The 14,864-nt window shown below is 42.0% G+C and carries 15 protein-coding genes; 6 read left to right on the top strand and 9 right to left on the bottom strand.

Annotation, left to right across the window (positions count from 1 at the left end):
• From LEP1GSC192_RS09075 to LEP1GSC192_RS09040, 8 genes are all read right to left on the bottom strand, one after another.
• Complete coding sequence (locus LEP1GSC192_RS09075) at window positions 1–663, bottom strand: YfaP family protein (protein WP_369750131.1); 663 nt, start codon at window positions 661–663, stop codon at window positions 1–3.
• Entirely contained in the window at window positions 653–5,269 is a 4,617-nt protein-coding gene (locus LEP1GSC192_RS09070; RefSeq protein ID WP_020769832.1) for an alpha-2-macroglobulin, read from the bottom strand. The genes LEP1GSC192_RS09075 and LEP1GSC192_RS09070 overlap by 11 nt, the downstream gene beginning before the upstream one ends.
• A 10-nt stretch (window positions 5,270–5,279) precedes the next feature.
• Window positions 5,280–6,221, bottom strand: coding sequence for a DUF1175 family protein (locus LEP1GSC192_RS09065; protein ID WP_020769695.1), 942 nt, complete (start codon window positions 6,219–6,221; stop codon window positions 5,280–5,282).
• A gap of 103 nt (window positions 6,222–6,324) precedes the next feature.
• The gene (locus tag LEP1GSC192_RS09060) at window positions 6,325–6,816 is read right to left on the bottom strand and encodes a hypothetical protein (RefSeq protein ID WP_020769609.1); all 492 of its coding nucleotides are present in this window, start codon (window positions 6,814–6,816) and stop codon (window positions 6,325–6,327) included.
• A complete protein-coding gene (locus tag LEP1GSC192_RS09055) occupies window positions 6,816–7,145 on the bottom strand; it encodes a hypothetical protein (protein WP_036089484.1) in 330 nt (109 codons plus the stop codon). Before LEP1GSC192_RS09055 ends, LEP1GSC192_RS09060 begins: the two co-directional genes overlap by 1 nt.
• Window positions 7,135–7,713, bottom strand: a complete 579-nt coding sequence (locus LEP1GSC192_RS09050) for an LEA type 2 family protein (protein WP_020769617.1) — start codon at window positions 7,711–7,713, stop codon at window positions 7,135–7,137. Before LEP1GSC192_RS09050 ends, LEP1GSC192_RS09055 begins: the two co-directional genes overlap by 11 nt.
• Window positions 7,713–8,741 carry a zinc-binding dehydrogenase gene (locus LEP1GSC192_RS09045; RefSeq protein WP_020769488.1) on the bottom strand — a complete coding sequence of 343 codons (1,029 nt, stop codon included), beginning with the start codon at window positions 8,739–8,741 and terminating at the stop codon, window positions 7,713–7,715. The genes LEP1GSC192_RS09050 and LEP1GSC192_RS09045 overlap by 1 nt, the downstream gene beginning before the upstream one ends.
• A gap of 12 nt (window positions 8,742–8,753) precedes the next feature.
• The gene (locus LEP1GSC192_RS09040; protein WP_020769877.1) at window positions 8,754–9,074 is read right to left on the bottom strand and encodes a ferredoxin; all 321 of its coding nucleotides are present in this window, start codon (window positions 9,072–9,074) and stop codon (window positions 8,754–8,756) included.
• A gap of 164 nt (window positions 9,075–9,238) precedes the next feature.
• Here LEP1GSC192_RS09040 and LEP1GSC192_RS09035 point away from each other — a divergent pair, with 164 nt between their 5' ends.
• Both LEP1GSC192_RS09035 and LEP1GSC192_RS09030 read left to right on the top strand, forming a co-directional pair.
• Window positions 9,239–9,712: a DUF3347 domain-containing protein gene (locus tag LEP1GSC192_RS09035; protein WP_020769752.1), complete on the top strand. Its 474-nt coding sequence runs from the start codon at window positions 9,239–9,241 to the stop codon at window positions 9,710–9,712.
• The gene (locus LEP1GSC192_RS09030) at window positions 9,672–10,700 is read left to right on the top strand and encodes a hypothetical protein (protein ID WP_198289305.1); all 1,029 of its coding nucleotides are present in this window, start codon (window positions 9,672–9,674) and stop codon (window positions 10,698–10,700) included. Before LEP1GSC192_RS09035 ends, LEP1GSC192_RS09030 begins: the two co-directional genes overlap by 41 nt.
• Before the next feature lie 32 nt (window positions 10,701–10,732).
• Here LEP1GSC192_RS09030 and purF read toward each other — a convergent pair whose 3' ends face one another.
• Window positions 10,733–12,199, bottom strand: a complete 1,467-nt coding sequence (gene purF, locus LEP1GSC192_RS09025; RefSeq protein ID WP_020769873.1) for an amidophosphoribosyltransferase — start codon at window positions 12,197–12,199, stop codon at window positions 10,733–10,735.
• 40 nt (window positions 12,200–12,239) lie between these two features.
• Here purF and LEP1GSC192_RS09020 point away from each other — a divergent pair, with 40 nt between their 5' ends.
• The 4 genes from LEP1GSC192_RS09020 (at window position 12,240) to LEP1GSC192_RS09010 (ending at window position 14,852) form a co-directional block, all read left to right on the top strand.
• On the top strand, window positions 12,240–13,409 hold the full coding sequence (locus tag LEP1GSC192_RS09020; protein WP_036089480.1) for a ribonuclease D: 1,170 nt from the start codon (window positions 12,240–12,242) through the stop codon (window positions 13,407–13,409).
• The gene (locus LEP1GSC192_RS09015; RefSeq protein WP_020769734.1) at window positions 13,402–14,046 is read left to right on the top strand and encodes a CoA pyrophosphatase; all 645 of its coding nucleotides are present in this window, start codon (window positions 13,402–13,404) and stop codon (window positions 14,044–14,046) included. Before LEP1GSC192_RS09020 ends, LEP1GSC192_RS09015 begins: the two co-directional genes overlap by 8 nt.
• 240 nt (window positions 14,047–14,286) lie before the next feature.
• The gene (locus LEP1GSC192_RS19940; protein ID WP_020769516.1) at window positions 14,287–14,463 is read left to right on the top strand and encodes a hypothetical protein; all 177 of its coding nucleotides are present in this window, start codon (window positions 14,287–14,289) and stop codon (window positions 14,461–14,463) included.
• On the top strand, window positions 14,460–14,852 hold the full coding sequence (locus tag LEP1GSC192_RS09010; protein ID WP_020769432.1) for a hypothetical protein: 393 nt from the start codon (window positions 14,460–14,462) through the stop codon (window positions 14,850–14,852). Before LEP1GSC192_RS19940 ends, LEP1GSC192_RS09010 begins: the two co-directional genes overlap by 4 nt.
• The last annotated feature ends 12 nt before the right edge of the window (window positions 14,853–14,864 follow it).

Here is a 14,864-nt window from a genome sequence, read left to right as displayed (position 1 = left end):
TTAAGATTCCGGATCTATCTCAAAATTCGCAATATGGTACACTTGTTGGGAACGGGTCATCACGAACTGGAATTGTTTTCTTTTTTCGTTCGGCTTTCCTTCGTTTAGAACGACGTATACATTGACTCTTGTTACCGGCTTATCATAAGAACCATAGTACTGAACTTGAACGGAATAATTCCCCGGTAGCGCCTTGGACATGGTAAAGGTTTCCGGCCCATATCCATCCACTACGTCCACATCCAAATTTCCCCCGGACTTGGTGGAGCGATTTGCATAAAAACATTTTTCACCGGTAGGATCTAGAACCCAAAGGTCTACATCTGTCGCAGTGTCCCAGGTAAGGACAACTTTGATATCTCTAGGTGGAACGGCTGCGAAAAAGGAAACTCGATCGCTTGCATTGCCTGCTTTGACTTCAATCAGATTTGTTCCCGGAGCAACCACAGTACTTAAGGAAAATTTCCCCCCGTGTAAACGGATCGACTGAGGAATTCCGTTGATCACGATAGTCGCCTTTTCCAGATTTCCGCTAACGGAACCGGAAACATTTTGGATCCGTTCCGTCGTGAATCCACCGTGAGGAGAATCTATCGTCACGGTCTGCGCAAATGTAGCGGATCCGAAAAGTAAAAGAGCGCTTAAAAGTAGATTATTGAACATTAATTTCATCGTCTGAACTCGCTCCTGTTACTTCCGAATAATACATTAAGGACGCTCTGGCTGGTATCACCTTATACTTCCCGCCTACTTCTGCTCTAATAAAGTATCGGACCTTAAATTCTTTTGTAGGACCTCCGACAAAGAACACGGCTTTATCGTCATAAACTTGGCGACTTAGATATTCCATCTTGAGATCGCCCGCATAATACTCCGCATCTCTTTGTAAAAATGAGAATCCAGGCAATAGAGAATCTTCAACTTGGAAGTAAGAATCCGCGTCGCCTTCTTTCTGGACCGAAACTTCTACCATTACCAGATCTCCCGGTTGAAACGTTTTGGATTCCACAGGAGTGATATCGTTCGAATCCACTTTTAATTTATAATAGGTGCGCTTTACCTTGATACCATTGGTGTAAGCTTGGATCTTTTTACTTCGATCCGTGTAATACAAGGAAGCAGTCGCATAAAGAACGGGCCCGTCCTTCTTCAAAACTTCCACCTTGTTCGGTCCGGAACGGATCAACTCGGAAGGGATCGGGATCTTATACAATTCTCCTTGCTCCGAGTTCGGAGGAAGAGTAACAGTTTTCAAACTGGTTCCGTTCAAGACAACCTCCACATTTGCAGGAGTTTCTGACTCACGGATAGAGACTAAAAATTCGGACAATGCCAATACAGCCGCCGAAGTATCTCTTGAATTATTCCAAGCTAACTCGATACGATTGGATAAAAGAGAAGAAGCAATATTGGCAAGAATGACCTTATCTTCTCCGAGGCGAACTCCTGCACTCAATAATGTGGAGATTGTTTCTATCCTATCTTCTTCCCAACGAGGGTTTTTACCGTAAGAAGTGAGTTTAAAGAACGGTTTTTTACCGAATCCGCTCGACTCCACTCCTTTTTTGAACCAGGTAGAGGCTTCCGCCTTTTTACCTTTATTAGCTAATATTAATGAAAGTAAAGCCTGTCCGTATTGATTTAGTTTGGCGGAAGACTTCACCAAACCATCCACGATAGAATCTTCAACATTTCCTCCTTCACTTAAGGAGAAAATTATATATGCTTTTGCATTCGGAGAAAGATCGCCTTTGCCCAAAACATCGTACAAATAAGCTCTCGCTCTATTCAATACCGGAGCAGAAACCTTGGCACCGTTTTTCTGGCTAACCGCCAATCCTCTGTAAACATAAGCGGACATCAGAACATCACTTTCTACCCCACCTTCAAACCAACCAAATCCTCCATCTGTGCGTTGGAGTTCCGACACTCTTTTTAATCCGACATCTATCATCTTAGGAAGTTCTTTCCTAAGCCTTTCATTGATGAAGCCGGCTTTCTGAGCGGATAATAGAGGGTAGAATCTGCTCATGGTTTGTTCTACACAACCATAAGGGTAATCGGCAAGATAATCTAAGGATTGTCTTAAAGCAGGTAAGGAAGCGGGACTGAGTCGGACCTCCAAACGAGGATCTCCTAATTCCTTAGGTGCCTCTAAGTTTAGAACTCCTGAATGTTCTCCTTCTTCCATTCCTAAACTATCCGAAATCGTTTTAGGCAATCCCCAAGTCTTGAGTGGGATCTCGGATTTTAGTAGATCTTGGTAACCGGATCCTGCAGCGAGAATACTGATCTTTGCGGATTTGATCTTAGGGTCCGCAAGAGTTTGCACATCGAAATGTAAAGATTGGTTTTGACCAGGCTCCAAATGGATCGTAGTTTCGGAGTTCCCTAAAATTTTTGCACCTTCCGCTTTTATAGTAACTTTGATTGGAAGTTTACTTGGAGATTGGTTGGAAATCGTAGCAGAAACTTTTTGGGTTTCTCCTTTGATGATGAATCTTGGCATTCCACCTAAGATCATCAGATCTTTTTTAGTAACAAAACTGGTTTGGCCTTTTCCTACTTTCGTATCAGGAGTGATCGCAATCGCAGTCACCCTCCAAGAAGTCAAGTTATCCGGAAGATTAAAACTAACTGTCGCAGTTCCATCCGGTCCGGTTTTTACTTTTGCATTCCAATAACTCGTATCTTTAAAGCGATCCCGTGCTTGGTCCTCGTTTTTCATTGCGGAATAAACCGATTCCCCTTTTTTACCCAAGGCCAGTTTTAATCTTTTATTTTCCGAATATCCGAAAAACTTATATGCGGATGCCAACGTTGTCTGCACGTTATTTCTTCTTGGATGATAGAAGAAGGTCCCTATATTTGGGGTCTTCTCCTCTTTGATCTGATAGATCGCCTCGTCTACGATCGCGAGAGAAACCTCAGCAGAAACTCCGTTGCCTCCGAGGCCTGTGGTTTTCAGACGGATCTCCGCTTTATCACCAGGACGATATACCTTACGTCCGGGTTCCAGCCCCACTTTCAGGAACTTCTGCTCGGGAGGAGCGACCACTCTTACTTGGCTTTTATAAACATCGTTTCCGGAAAACTGAACCGCAGATAATGTAAAGTTCGGGCTCATCTCTGCAGTGATCGGGACCGCATATTTTAAAGCGTTCCCTTTCATCTTCACCACTTCTTTTTTGAAGATACGATTTCCTTCTAAGGTCAAAACCATATGTCCGTTGGAAACTGGACTTAAAACCAGGATTTCCGCAGTATCTCCCACGGAATAAATATCCTTACCAGGCTTGAGAGTGATATCCTTGAAAGGAATTTCGATAGAGTCGGAAACGGAAGAAGCCCAAAAGAATGTTTCGGACTTAGTCAAATTCCCATTCGGATCTTTGGTCTCTGCGACCAAAACGAATTGTCCTCTTTTAGGAATTGTAAAAGAAGCCGTCCCGACACCCGAAGCGGAAGTCATTACGGACAAGGAGGAAATTTTAGAACGATTTGCTTCTCTTACGAATTGGATGTCCCGATTATAAAGGATAAGATCCACATTTCGATTTCCCACCATCTTCTGGCGTTCTGCTTCGCTTAAAGTTTTATCGTAGGCGATCAAACTTACCGTTAGTTTAGCTTCTTTTCCAGGTTCGTATACTGAATTATCCTTAGAGATCCGAACAAAGAAAGCGCTTCGATTCACGGAGAAAGAAGCAGATCCATCCAAGGTCATATCCTCGGACTGAACGGAAGCGATAATCGTATAAACGGAATCCGCATCCGATTTATCCGGTTTAAAGCTGATAGAATATTGTCCTTTGGAATCTAACTTTCCTTTTCCATCCAAGACCAATTCTTGTTTATCACTTTGTCCCGATTGTTCTAAATAATCGGAAGAAGCATCGAAGTTGATCGTTCCCACAGGAGAATAATCGAATTTAGGTCTGCGGAATACTCTATACGCAACCTCTTGTCCTGCAACCGGTTGGCCGTAATAATATCTGGCTTTTACAAGGGCGTTTACTTCTTCCCTTTGTAAATAATTGGATTTAGGAACGGATACGGATACAAGGAAGGTAGGTTTTTTATACGCTTCTACCGCAAATTCGGTTTGAAAAGTTTTATCACGAAAATTTAATATAAGAGAATAATTTCCGAGAGTAGTATTCCCCGATTCAGGGACAATGAATTCTCCCGAAAAAGTCCCGTTATCTCCGGAGATATTGATCGGAACGCTTGGGATAGAAGTTTCTCCCTGCTCACTGGCAATAGAAATCACGCCTGCACCGGAAATAGTCCTATAATCGTCTTGGGAGAAATTCCGGACAATTCCCTTGAAATAAACCGTATCTCCCGGTCTATACACCGGACGATCCGTATAAATATAAGCTCTCGGCCCGCCTTCTCCATAAAAGGAACTGGAGTAAAATTCAGGATCGGATACCGAATATTCTCCATTTTTATGAGCAAGGACTAGTCCTTTTACGGGACTTCTTCCTTTATAAAAATACGTTCCATCAGAACTTGTTTTTCCAGTTTGGAATGCCTGGCCATTCTCCAAATTAAAAAGAGTGAGATCCACATCGGAAACAGGTTCCCCGCTATCTTTGCGGCCCACATAAACGAATGTCTCCGAATCCGATTGTTTAACTAAAAAGTTTAAGCCCGATTTGATCAGAATTGTATAAGCCAACTGAGATCCGGAAACTCCTTCTACAAGATAAACACCGTTATCTCGGATTGGAACCGGTATCCGGCGATATGCCCAAAAGGAAGTAACGGTCGGAATCGAGAAGGTAGCGACCAATTCTTGGTCTTTTAGAATAGCAGGGATCGCTAGAGGTTTTTGTTCGGTAGGTTGTTCATAATCGATCCCTAATGTTTTTTTCAGCTCGGATCTTGTATTGGAATTGAATTCCTTTCTGGCAACTTTACGGAAATCGTTCCTGAATTTATCCAAGGTCCTTGTAAAAAGTGCGATCGGATTTCCGAATGCTCCGTCATTATTCTCTTGGACCAATCTTTCTTTTACTTTTTTGGTCAGAAAGGCTTTCGGATCCGCAATCTTATACACTCTGAATTCGTAATTTACGGTTCCATTTCCTTCCAGATTTACATACGCATTTTCACCGGAGCCGAAACTTCTGTCCGTTCCTAGATAAAAAGCGGCGGAACCGAACAAATTCGGTTTCACATAAAATAATCCTAATGCAGAGATCAAAATTGCAAGAAAAGAGAATATTATCTTTTTACGATCCGATACACGAGTTCTCATTCTGAAATTCCTATTCTAAAATCCGAAATCTATATACCCCGAGAAAATTTCGGTTATTCTTTTCCGGGGAAAACAACACACTTCTTTCCAATTCTTTTGCTCGGATCAATTTGATCCCTCGATCCGAACCTGTATGATATAAAAGCTGGGGATTTTTACTTTCTCCTTCTACCAAGATCATAGAATGGAAATTGGTTCCGACCCCACGATCCGATCTGAAAAAGAGAATATCTCCCGCTAGTCCCGACTCCAACTCTTTGGAAACAAAAGAAGTATGGAACTTTTCCAAACTTTCCGCGTCTGCAAATTCTCCGAATTTGCCCTCTCCGATCCGAAATAAATTTTTACCAATATAGGGTATATCCGGGTACTGAAATTCCCGGACATCCGGTAAATTTTTATCCAATAAGATCCCGGTCCTTGCCTGCCAGTCTTGAGTATGAGCCTTTAAAGACTCCTTATATGCGAAACGAATCAATCCGCTGCAATCCCTTTCCTTCAGATTCCAGGAGGAATTCTCCTTTAAATATTGGGATAAAGAGATCCTAACAAACCAGTCCCGAAATGCCTGACGATCTGATTCGGTCCTAAGCTCTGCCGAATCCGGAAAACCATCCTGGTCAAAGTCCCCATCTCGGCTGAACAAGGAAATCTGAACTGTTTTACCCTTTTTAGTTCGGATCATAATATTTGCAGGGACATTCCCCGCTTGCACACGTAAGACGTCTTCATTTTTGTTTTTTTCGTTCGAGAGAAGTTTGAGTACATTAGGATCTATCTCTTCCAAAAGAAAATGGTCCTCTGCCCCGAAGATTGGATTCGAAATTTTTAAAACGGCAACCGATTTACCATCCGCAGGCATTCTTAATTCGGTCGGATCTAAAATGGATTCGAAATAAGAATTACAATGCAACAATGCGAATATCAGAAGATAGTAGATCCGAAATTTCAAGGAATGGCCCAGACCGTTTCGTTTTATCAAGTTTAGAAAAATAGAAAAGAATTTTTTGATAAAATAAGAATACGGTTAGTTGGCAAATCTGAATCGGAAAAATTCAATAACCTAATGCTTTTCTGATCTTTTCGGGAATGTCCTCGAATTTTGGATACTTATGTTTTTTGCCGTCCGGAAAGATCACATAATAAGTTCCATTTAGGACTTCCATATAATAATTTCCTTTTTTCTTTTGCCCTACGGAAGACTTGTCCATCTCCTTGACCATTGCCTGATATCTAGGAGGAAGAGCCTGCCAAGAACCGTAGACTTGGATCTCTCCGGCATGATTTACTGTGTACATTCCGTTCTCATGCATGATCTTAATTCCATTATAATCGAAAACTTCTAGAACATTTACCTTAGGTTCTTTTTTTTTGGGTTTTTCGTTCGGATCGAAACTCATAGGTTCTTCCGGAAGAATATCATAACGTACAACGGATTTGGAATCGTACTTTTTATTTCTGGTAAGAAGTATATAAAGATAAGACAGACCGGACAAAGCCAGTGCTGCAAAAATCAGATAATCAAAATGTCTGGCTACCCATCCCATCACTTCAATCTGAATTCAATAGCCTTGCATGCAAACGGGACCGGATCCCCAGCCTGGGTCCAAAAACTACAATTTTCGAAAGCGACTGAAGTAACACAATTATCCACGTCCTTTTTCCTTTGTTTTCCGGGTACTACGGAAGTGATCTGTCTGTTCGATCCGCATTGTGCATCTTTCGCGGCATAAGCTACCATGATCTTAGTTGCCGCTTCTCCAAATGTATAAAAATCTTCGTCTACGTCGGAACAATTCGACAAACCCAATAGGACAATTGTAAGTAAAATCAGGTTTTTACAGACAGTTCCAATACTTAAAAAACTAAATTTCATGCTCCGGCTTCTTGGGTAATAATCGTATTTTTTCATCCAAAGGAATATCTACTTCTCCTAAAACGGTTTTGTATCTCACACTTCCTTTCATTCTTAAATTCGGATCTTTTCCGGCGACTAAGTTCGTGACTACTAAAATTCCGAGTAATAGTTTATCCTGGTTCTCTCTTTTTTCAAAGCTTGTTTCTATCTTCAGTTGGACCACAGTTTTGGAGAAAGCCGGAACTTCCGTTTCTTCTTCCGAAATGACTCTGGCTAATTCCGCGTCTTTACCGTCGGTACCCGAGGCGATAACGCCAAGATCGAACTGATAAATTTTAACGGAAGTATCGTTCGGATTCTCTATCTCCAATGTAGAAGTCATTAAAATCTTGGGAGAAGGTGGAAAAGGCAGAATTTCTACCCGTTCCGTTTTAGTTTCCAAGATCCTAAACTTGCATGCTTGTAGTTTTTTGACGTTCTCCCTTAGATCTCCCAAGCAAGAGGTGAAAAGGAAGAAGGTCCCGAATACCAAGGCCAAAAGCCGAAAGAATATCGGCCTTTTAGCTTGCTGGACAAATATTCGCATTAAAGCTCCCAGCCGTTGGAAATAAGGACCTTTCCTCTGGTCATGTTGTTGGTATATTCTTGGATCGCTTTATCAGCTTCCTTAAGTGGATATTTTGCGGCGATCTGAGTCTGGAATTCTTTTCCTAAAAGGGAACGGATCTCGGAGGTGATCTTCCAGATCTTCAACGGATTTTGTTTCGGCATCCAAGAAGAAAGCCAATAACCTTCTATCTTTTTGTCCTGAAAAATCCCAAGCCCCGCATGATAAGAAATAGGTTCTTCCGACAACGCACCGTAAACCACACATTTACTTCCGTAAGGCATAGCGGCTAACGCTCTTCCCGTAATTTCTCCGGCAACCGCATCCAACATAATAGTAGCATTCAGCTTATTGGAAAGAACCCTAAGTTCACGATCAAAATTCGGAGAGCTCGAATCCAATACATGTTCTGCACCTAAAGATTTAAGAAGATCAACCTGTTCCTTTCTTCTTACAACATGAATGCCGGGAATTCCTTTTTTATTGGAAAGTCTCAATAACATTTTTCCCAGAGCGGAAGCGGCAGCAGTCTGAACATAAGCCTTATGTTTTTCACGAATGACTTGGTCCAACAATGCCCAAGCAGTGATAGGGTTCACGAATAAACAAGCGCCTTGTTCCAAGCTTACATCTTTTCCTAAAGTAAAACAAGAATAGGCGTCGGTGATCATGTATTCTGCATACGGTCCATCACCCTTATTCGGAGCCACACATGCGACAGGTTTTCCTACAAGAGAATTCGCTCTCCATCCGCCGCCGCTTGCGATCACCAGACCGCTTCCCTCAAATCCGGGAACGACAGGAAGTTTTTTCTTAATTCCGTACAAACCTCTCATAAACATGAGATCGGAGGGATTGATGGAACCGGAATGGACTTTAAGTAAAACCTCTCCCTTCTTAAGAGGCTTAAGTTCTTTTTCTACGATCTTTGCTCTTCCGGGTTCGTTGCTGTATTCTTTCAATTCGTATGCAAGATACGTTTTTGGTATTTCGAATTTTTTTGCCATTTGATTACCCTCTCACTCTTCATCCTTTAACATCAGGTGCCGGATCGCTTCCGGTTTATTTTCTAGTATATAATTTTGAATGAATACTTCTGCTTCTTCCTGCGTCTTGATGGAGAACCAAAGACCTTCCGGATAAGAAACCTGCACAGGACCCAACTCACAGCGATCCAGACATCCGGATTTTTGGATACGGATCTTACCTTTTAATCCGAGTTCTTGCGCTCTCCTTTTCATATAAGCGAGCAATTGAGGAGATCCTTTCGGACCACAAGAGGGCCTTTCTCCCTCCGCTCTGACATTCTCGCAGACAAAAACATGCTTATCAAAATACATTCGAGCCTTGCCTTTCCTCCTAGTTTCCTATATAGGCAAAAGCTTTGAACCCATTTTTTCGGAGATTAGTTTGAAGCTCTAACGGTTGCCAGAACCGAAAAAAGATTTTTTTATGGTCTTAGAACCTCGATTCCCGAGTATTTTACTCATATTTGGAGAATAATATGAAACGATCCGTAATACTAATTTTATTAACCTCATTCTTCATCTTCCTTTCCTTTTGCAAAAAGGAAGATAAGCCCGTATTAGAGACCGAAAAACCTCTCTTCGAAAAAGTTTTGTCGGAAAACGATAAAATAATCCAAAGTCTTTTAACAACGGAAGATATATCTCCCGATGTAAGCGGACTAATTTCTACCTTAAATTCTTTGGGAGAAGCAAAAGGAGGCTTAGAATCTTCCGCGTTAGAAATGAAGAATGTATTGGAAGGAGCAAAATCTTCCGACGTTAAAATATCATTCGAGGCATATTCCAAGTTCAGCGAAGTTTTAGCAAAAACTATGAAGGTCCACGGATTACAATCCGGAAGAAACCGTTTCTATTGTCCGATGGTCAAAAAGACATGGGTGTTTTCCGGTATGAAAATCCTGAACCCGTATGCTCCGGATATGCGTGATTGCGGTGATCTTATTCCCTAAAGATAAAAAACAACACGAAAGAACCTGTCTAGCTGGAGTCTCCGAATCTAAACCCTGTCCCGGAAATTGTAGGGACTTTTACAGGGAATCGAATTGGAATGGTTCCGGTGATCAGGCTTGTTTTGCCTTCGAAAAATTAGAGAAATTTTTAGAAGGAGTCAACTCCTTCTCGGTCGGCGCAACTGCGTTCCAACAAGCTCCCGCAGATATTTTAGAAAACTTTTCCACTCGGTCCGAAATCGGTTTCGATCTAGTTAGATACTTTCTTTCTATCTCTTCTCCAGACCAGGTCATGTCCACAATCCTGGAGATGGACGATTCCTTACTGTATAGGATCGTAAAAGAAGACTTTAAAATATTCCAAAAACTTAAAAAAGAGAAGAAGATCTTTGGAACGGAAACCAACTTTTTGGATTCAAAAGCGGCCCAATTCTGGAACGGACTTCCTCCGAAAAGGATCTCGAAATTTATATTATTCTGCCTTAGGACCAAAAACGATAATATTTTTGCAGCCAGATTTTTAGGACTTATGCCGATCGAAACCCTTCTTATGCTTGGGGAATCCTTGGGATTAAGTAAAGCAGAAGAAGTAGAACTCTACAAAGGACTAGAAGAATCCTTGTACGAGTTCCCGATCCGATTCCCAGGGATCTATCCTCATCTACTGGAATTATTCTCCGAAGATCCCGAGATCAATATCATACTTTCCACGATGGAAGGACTTGTAGAAAGAAAGGAATCCCTTTTACGTGCAAGAGAAGAAGTCATCAAAATTATAGAAGAGTCGGACAAAAAGAATTCTCACCAAGAAGTATTAAATTATCTGAATACTTTGGATAAGGATGCTGCCTTGGAAATTTTAGGAATGTTAGAAGAGCAGAATCATATTGGATTTTCCGAAAAAAGCCTATTGTCCGCTTATATTAAAGGAGAAGAATCCGACTTTATCACCTTCGGAAGAAGGGCGCAAGTTTTCAAAGTAAAATAAAGATCTAAAAGCCGGCAATAAGGCGGAAACTTTTAGACCCTTTCTTCTACCTCGTATTCCTTGAATAAACTCTTTTGATTTCCCATATCGCTTTGGAATTCCACAGGGTAATCCGAGGTAAAACAAGCGTTGCAGAAACCTCCACCCCTATGTTCACTAACCGCTTTATGCATGGAATCGACTGATAGATAAGCGATAGAATCCACTCTCAAATACTTTCGGATCTCTTCGATCGTATGAGTAGCAGCGATCAGTTCTTTATGGGTCGGAATGTCTATTCCGTAATAACAAGGAGAAATTGTAGGAGGAGCGGAAACTCTTAAGTGGATCTCGGTAGCACCCGCATTTCGGATCATCTTAATGATCTTTCGACTAGTGGTTCCTCGCATAATGGAATCGTCCACGATCACGACACGTTTTCCATCCACTACATTCTTCACTACATTGTACTTGATCTTAGCACCGAAGTCCCGGATTTTCTGGTCCGGTTCGATAAAAGTCCTGCCCACATAGTGAGAACGGATCAGTCCCGATTGGAAAGGAATTCCGGAGGCTTCCGAATATCCCAAAGCTGCGATATTTGCAGAGTCCGGAACCGGGATCACGACGTCAGCTTCCACAGGAAGTTCTTGAGCAAGTTGGTTTCCGAGAGCCTTGCGGACCTTATACACCGACTCACCGAAAATATTGGAATCAGGTCTTGCGAAATAAATGTATTCGAAAATACAAAGAGCGGGTTTTGCAGGAGGGAAAGGATAGAAGGAGCGGGTTCCTGTTCTGTCCACAACGATCATCTCGCCCGGTTCCACATCTCTTTCGTAAGTGGTGTCGGTGATATCGAATGCACAGGTCTCGGACGCGAATACAATGGATCCATCCTCCCTTCTTCCCATGACCAAAGGACGGAAACCGTTTGGATCCCTAACGGCGATCAATTGGTTTTTGGTAAGAACGACTAGGGAATAAGCACCTCTTACTTTTTTCAAAGCGGAAGAAAGTGCGGAAAGTAGATCTGTCTCTCCGGAACGAGCCATCAGGTGGACGATCACTTCCGAATCGATTGTTGTTTGGAAGATGGAACCTTCTTTTTCCAATTGGGAACGAACTTCCCAGGAATTTACCAGGTTTCCGTTATGGGCCAAAGCAATCGGTCCTAAATGGGACTCGACTCTGAGAGGTTGAGCGTTCCTTAAGAAACTCGCACCGGTGGTAGAATAACGATTATGCCCGATAGCAGCGGTTCCGGTTAGTTCCCGGATTTTGCCTTCGGTAAAAATATTGGCTACTAATCCCATACCGGCGTAGCGGTAGAGATGTTCTCCATCGGAGGAAACGATCCCGCTCGATTCTTGGCCTCTGTGCTGCATGGAATACAGACCGAGGTAAGTAAAATTGGCCGCCTCTTGAGAATTAAAAATCCCGAAGATGGCACATTCTTCTTTTGGTTTGTCATCTCGGACTAGGGTCCGTAGACTGGACGTATTGGGAATCGAACTCATGGTCCCCCTTCCGACGCTAGTCTCCCAGGTCGCCTTTTAGATGCAAATACAATCCGATTATATTGTCGTAGACAACGTCCGAAGCCTACAGTTGGCATTGATTACTCTCTCTCAATCCGATTGCCTCTCAATTGATACGGAATCCAGCGGTTATTACACCTACTATTCCAAAGTTTGTCTCATCCAAATATCCTCTAAGGGTAAAAATTATATCTTTGACCCTATTCGTTTGGATGATCTCACCGGGTTAGGACCTCTATTCGAGAATCCCGGCATTCTAAAAATATTTCATTCCGCTTCGGACGATATCAAAGCCCTGAAAAGAGACTTCGGTTTCAAGTTTATCAACATCGCTGACACGATGTTCAGCTCTCGTTTATTAGACTTAGAACAGAACTCTTTGTTGTATCTTGTGGAACATTACCACAAGGTCAAACTCTCCAAGAAGGAGCAAAAATCCAACTGGGAAAAGCGCCCTCTGGAAAAAAGTCAGCTCCAATACGCCGCCTTGGATACGGTTTACCTAGAATCCATTTGGGACAGAATGAGAGAAGAACTCGGAAAACGGAAATTGTTAGACGAAGCGCTTTCGGAGTTCGTTAAGATCGCGGAAGAAGAGCCTGAACCTTTCGAGGGATTTTCCATCAATTTGGAAAAATTCCCAAATGTATTAGAATTGAGTTCCGACGAAAGAAGGGCACTTCACGATACTCTAGGCTTTAGAGATGAGAAGGCTAAAAAATTAAACAAAGCTCCTTTCCGAGTTTGGAATAACGATAAGGTTTTGGAATTAGTCAAGGCCAGAGGAGAATTGAATAAACTTATAGACATTGTAGGCAAAAAAGACGCCGAAAATTTATACCAGGTTTATAAAAATCCAAGCGGCCCTCCTATCCAAAAGAACGATCTATTCAAAAGATCCATCGAGGATCTGACAGGGGAAGAAGCGGACAGATTCAAAAGATTAAGGCAATGGAGAGAAACAATCATGTCCATTCGCCGGATGGGTCACAACTTGATGCCGTCTAATAAGAATATCGCGGAGATTGCAAAAAAAAATCCTAAGTCCATCGAAGAGTTAAGAGAGCTTGGAATCTTTTCCAACTGGAAAGTGGAAAATTACGGACCTTCTCTTTTGGCAGCAATCCAATCCAAACCGTACGAGACCACTTTGTCCGGTTTGGTCCCGATCAAAAAGAAATTTGATTAGATTAGAATTAGATACACTAAAAAAGAAACTTCCCTTTCTTCCGGAAGGAGAACCGAATTTGCCGGAGGATGTGGCCCATTCTTCCGTAGTCATGCCCGTATTCCAGAAAAATGGGCAAGACGGATTCCTTCTCCAAAAAAGAAATCCGAACCTTGCTTCTCATCCGGGACAGATCTCTTTCCCTGGTGGAGTAAAAGATCCGGATGACAAAGATCTTTTATTCACTGCCCTCAGAGAATGGGAAGAAGAAATGGGAGCTCCTAATCAGGAATTATCCGTGATCGGAAATTATAGAGGGCAACTTACACATACCGGTTTTCATATCACTCCCTTCTTGGCAAAATATTCGGGGGATTTCAAATTCGAATTCAACCCGGAAGAGGTAGAAAAGATCATCATACTGGAACTAGACAGACTTTGGGAAGCTCCGTTTTACAGTATCAAGGGAAGAAGAAAACCCGACTCACCTTTGTTGGAAGTTTTTTACTTTGATATAGACGAAGGACTTTTATGGGGAGCCACTGCAAGGATCATAGTGGATTTCTTAAGGGAACATGCGGGTTTCGATCGTTCTCCCATTTTAAGAGCTCCCAACCTGAATTCTGCGCCGTTCTTGGACGTGAAAAAGTCCGAATAGTTTCCGCAAAAACCTAAGATCCAAGTTTTTTGATTTTTCTTTCTTTCTATTTTTTTGTCTTATCTTCCGATTTTTCTTCTAACCCTTACGTCTCTAAAAAATGTAGTCCTACGAGGTTTTCCACTTTAGGGATCCCAAAAGTGGACCGAAATTATATACGACATAATTTAAAATCCTTTTACCGGGAGTTTTAAAGTTCGTATTCGAACTTCAAAAGGCATTTTACATAGGAGAATTCCAATGAGCAAATTTAAGGATCTTTTTAATTCCGACATCCGCACAAGTTATCTAAAAGAAAGCTGGAAAGAAGAGGACTGGTACGAGTCTCTTGCCGGCCGACCTGGCATTGAACAAAAAATCCCTTACTTCAAGAAGGGAGAAACTTCTTCATTGAAGGTGGCGGTTCTTAGCAGATGACACCGGAAGAAAAGGAAGCCCTCTTTCGTAGTTTAGAAGAAATCAGGATTGCCATCCAAGCAAGTCACTTGGGTGGAGAATACAAAGCGATCCTGTACAGTATTCCGATCGTGGGGATCATCTTCGGATGGTTATTATTATTCTTCCTATTCTTTTGGTGGTATCGTCAAAGAATGGCGATCATCAAAGCAGGTCTTTATCAAAAAGAAAAGTTCGATCTGCGTCTTTATTCTTTCTTCTTAGGTCTAATCCTCACATTTGTCGGAGTAGCGTTATCCGTTACTTTCATTTTAGTATTAGGAAAATCTTTAGCGATGCTCGGGGGATTAGTCCCTCTCGGGACGGGCTTAGGTCTTCTATGTTATTATAAATGGTCTCCTAGAAAGTGAATCGGTCATTCC

The organism is Leptospira sp. B5-022 (assembly GCF_000347035.1).
In the GTDB taxonomy this organism is placed as follows: domain Bacteria; phylum Spirochaetota; class Leptospiria; order Leptospirales; family Leptospiraceae; genus Leptospira_B; species Leptospira_B cinconiae.
This window is presented reverse-complemented; position numbering and strand designations above follow the sequence as displayed.

What these genes read in the sequence shown, in the direction of transcription:
- LEP1GSC192_RS09040 (WP_020769877.1), bottom strand. Translation starts at nt 9,074, where the DNA reads ATGTATTTTGATAAGCATGTTTTTGTCTGCGAGAATGTCAGAGCGGAG.
- LEP1GSC192_RS19940 (WP_020769516.1), top strand. Translation starts at nt 14,287, where the DNA reads ATGAGCAAATTTAAGGATCTTTTTAATTCCGACATCCGCACAAGTTAT.
- LEP1GSC192_RS09055 (WP_036089484.1), bottom strand. Translation starts at nt 7,145, where the DNA reads ATGAAATTTAGTTTTTTAAGTATTGGAACTGTCTGTAAAAACCTGATT.
- purF (WP_020769873.1), bottom strand. Translation starts at nt 12,199, where the DNA reads ATGAGTTCGATTCCCAATACGTCCAGTCTACGGACCCTAGTCCGAGAT.
- LEP1GSC192_RS09020 (WP_036089480.1), top strand. Translation starts at nt 12,240, where the DNA reads ATGCAAATACAATCCGATTATATTGTCGTAGACAACGTCCGAAGCCTA.
- LEP1GSC192_RS09030 (WP_198289305.1), top strand. Translation starts at nt 9,672, where the DNA reads ATGCTCCGGATATGCGTGATTGCGGTGATCTTATTCCCTAAAGATAAA.
- LEP1GSC192_RS09075 (WP_369750131.1), bottom strand. Translation starts at nt 663, where the DNA reads ATGTTCAATAATCTACTTTTAAGCGCTCTTTTACTTTTCGGATCCGCT.
- LEP1GSC192_RS09035 (WP_020769752.1), top strand. Translation starts at nt 9,239, where the DNA reads ATGAAACGATCCGTAATACTAATTTTATTAACCTCATTCTTCATCTTC.
- LEP1GSC192_RS09045 (WP_020769488.1), bottom strand. Translation starts at nt 8,741, where the DNA reads ATGGCAAAAAAATTCGAAATACCAAAAACGTATCTTGCATACGAATTG.
- LEP1GSC192_RS09070 (WP_020769832.1), bottom strand. Translation starts at nt 5,269, where the DNA reads ATGAGAACTCGTGTATCGGATCGTAAAAAGATAATATTCTCTTTTCTT.
- LEP1GSC192_RS09050 (WP_020769617.1), bottom strand. Translation starts at nt 7,713, where the DNA reads ATGCGAATATTTGTCCAGCAAGCTAAAAGGCCGATATTCTTTCGGCTT.
- LEP1GSC192_RS09010 (WP_020769432.1), top strand. Translation starts at nt 14,460, where the DNA reads ATGACACCGGAAGAAAAGGAAGCCCTCTTTCGTAGTTTAGAAGAAATC.
- LEP1GSC192_RS09060 (WP_020769609.1), bottom strand. Translation starts at nt 6,816, where the DNA reads ATGGGATGGGTAGCCAGACATTTTGATTATCTGATTTTTGCAGCACTG.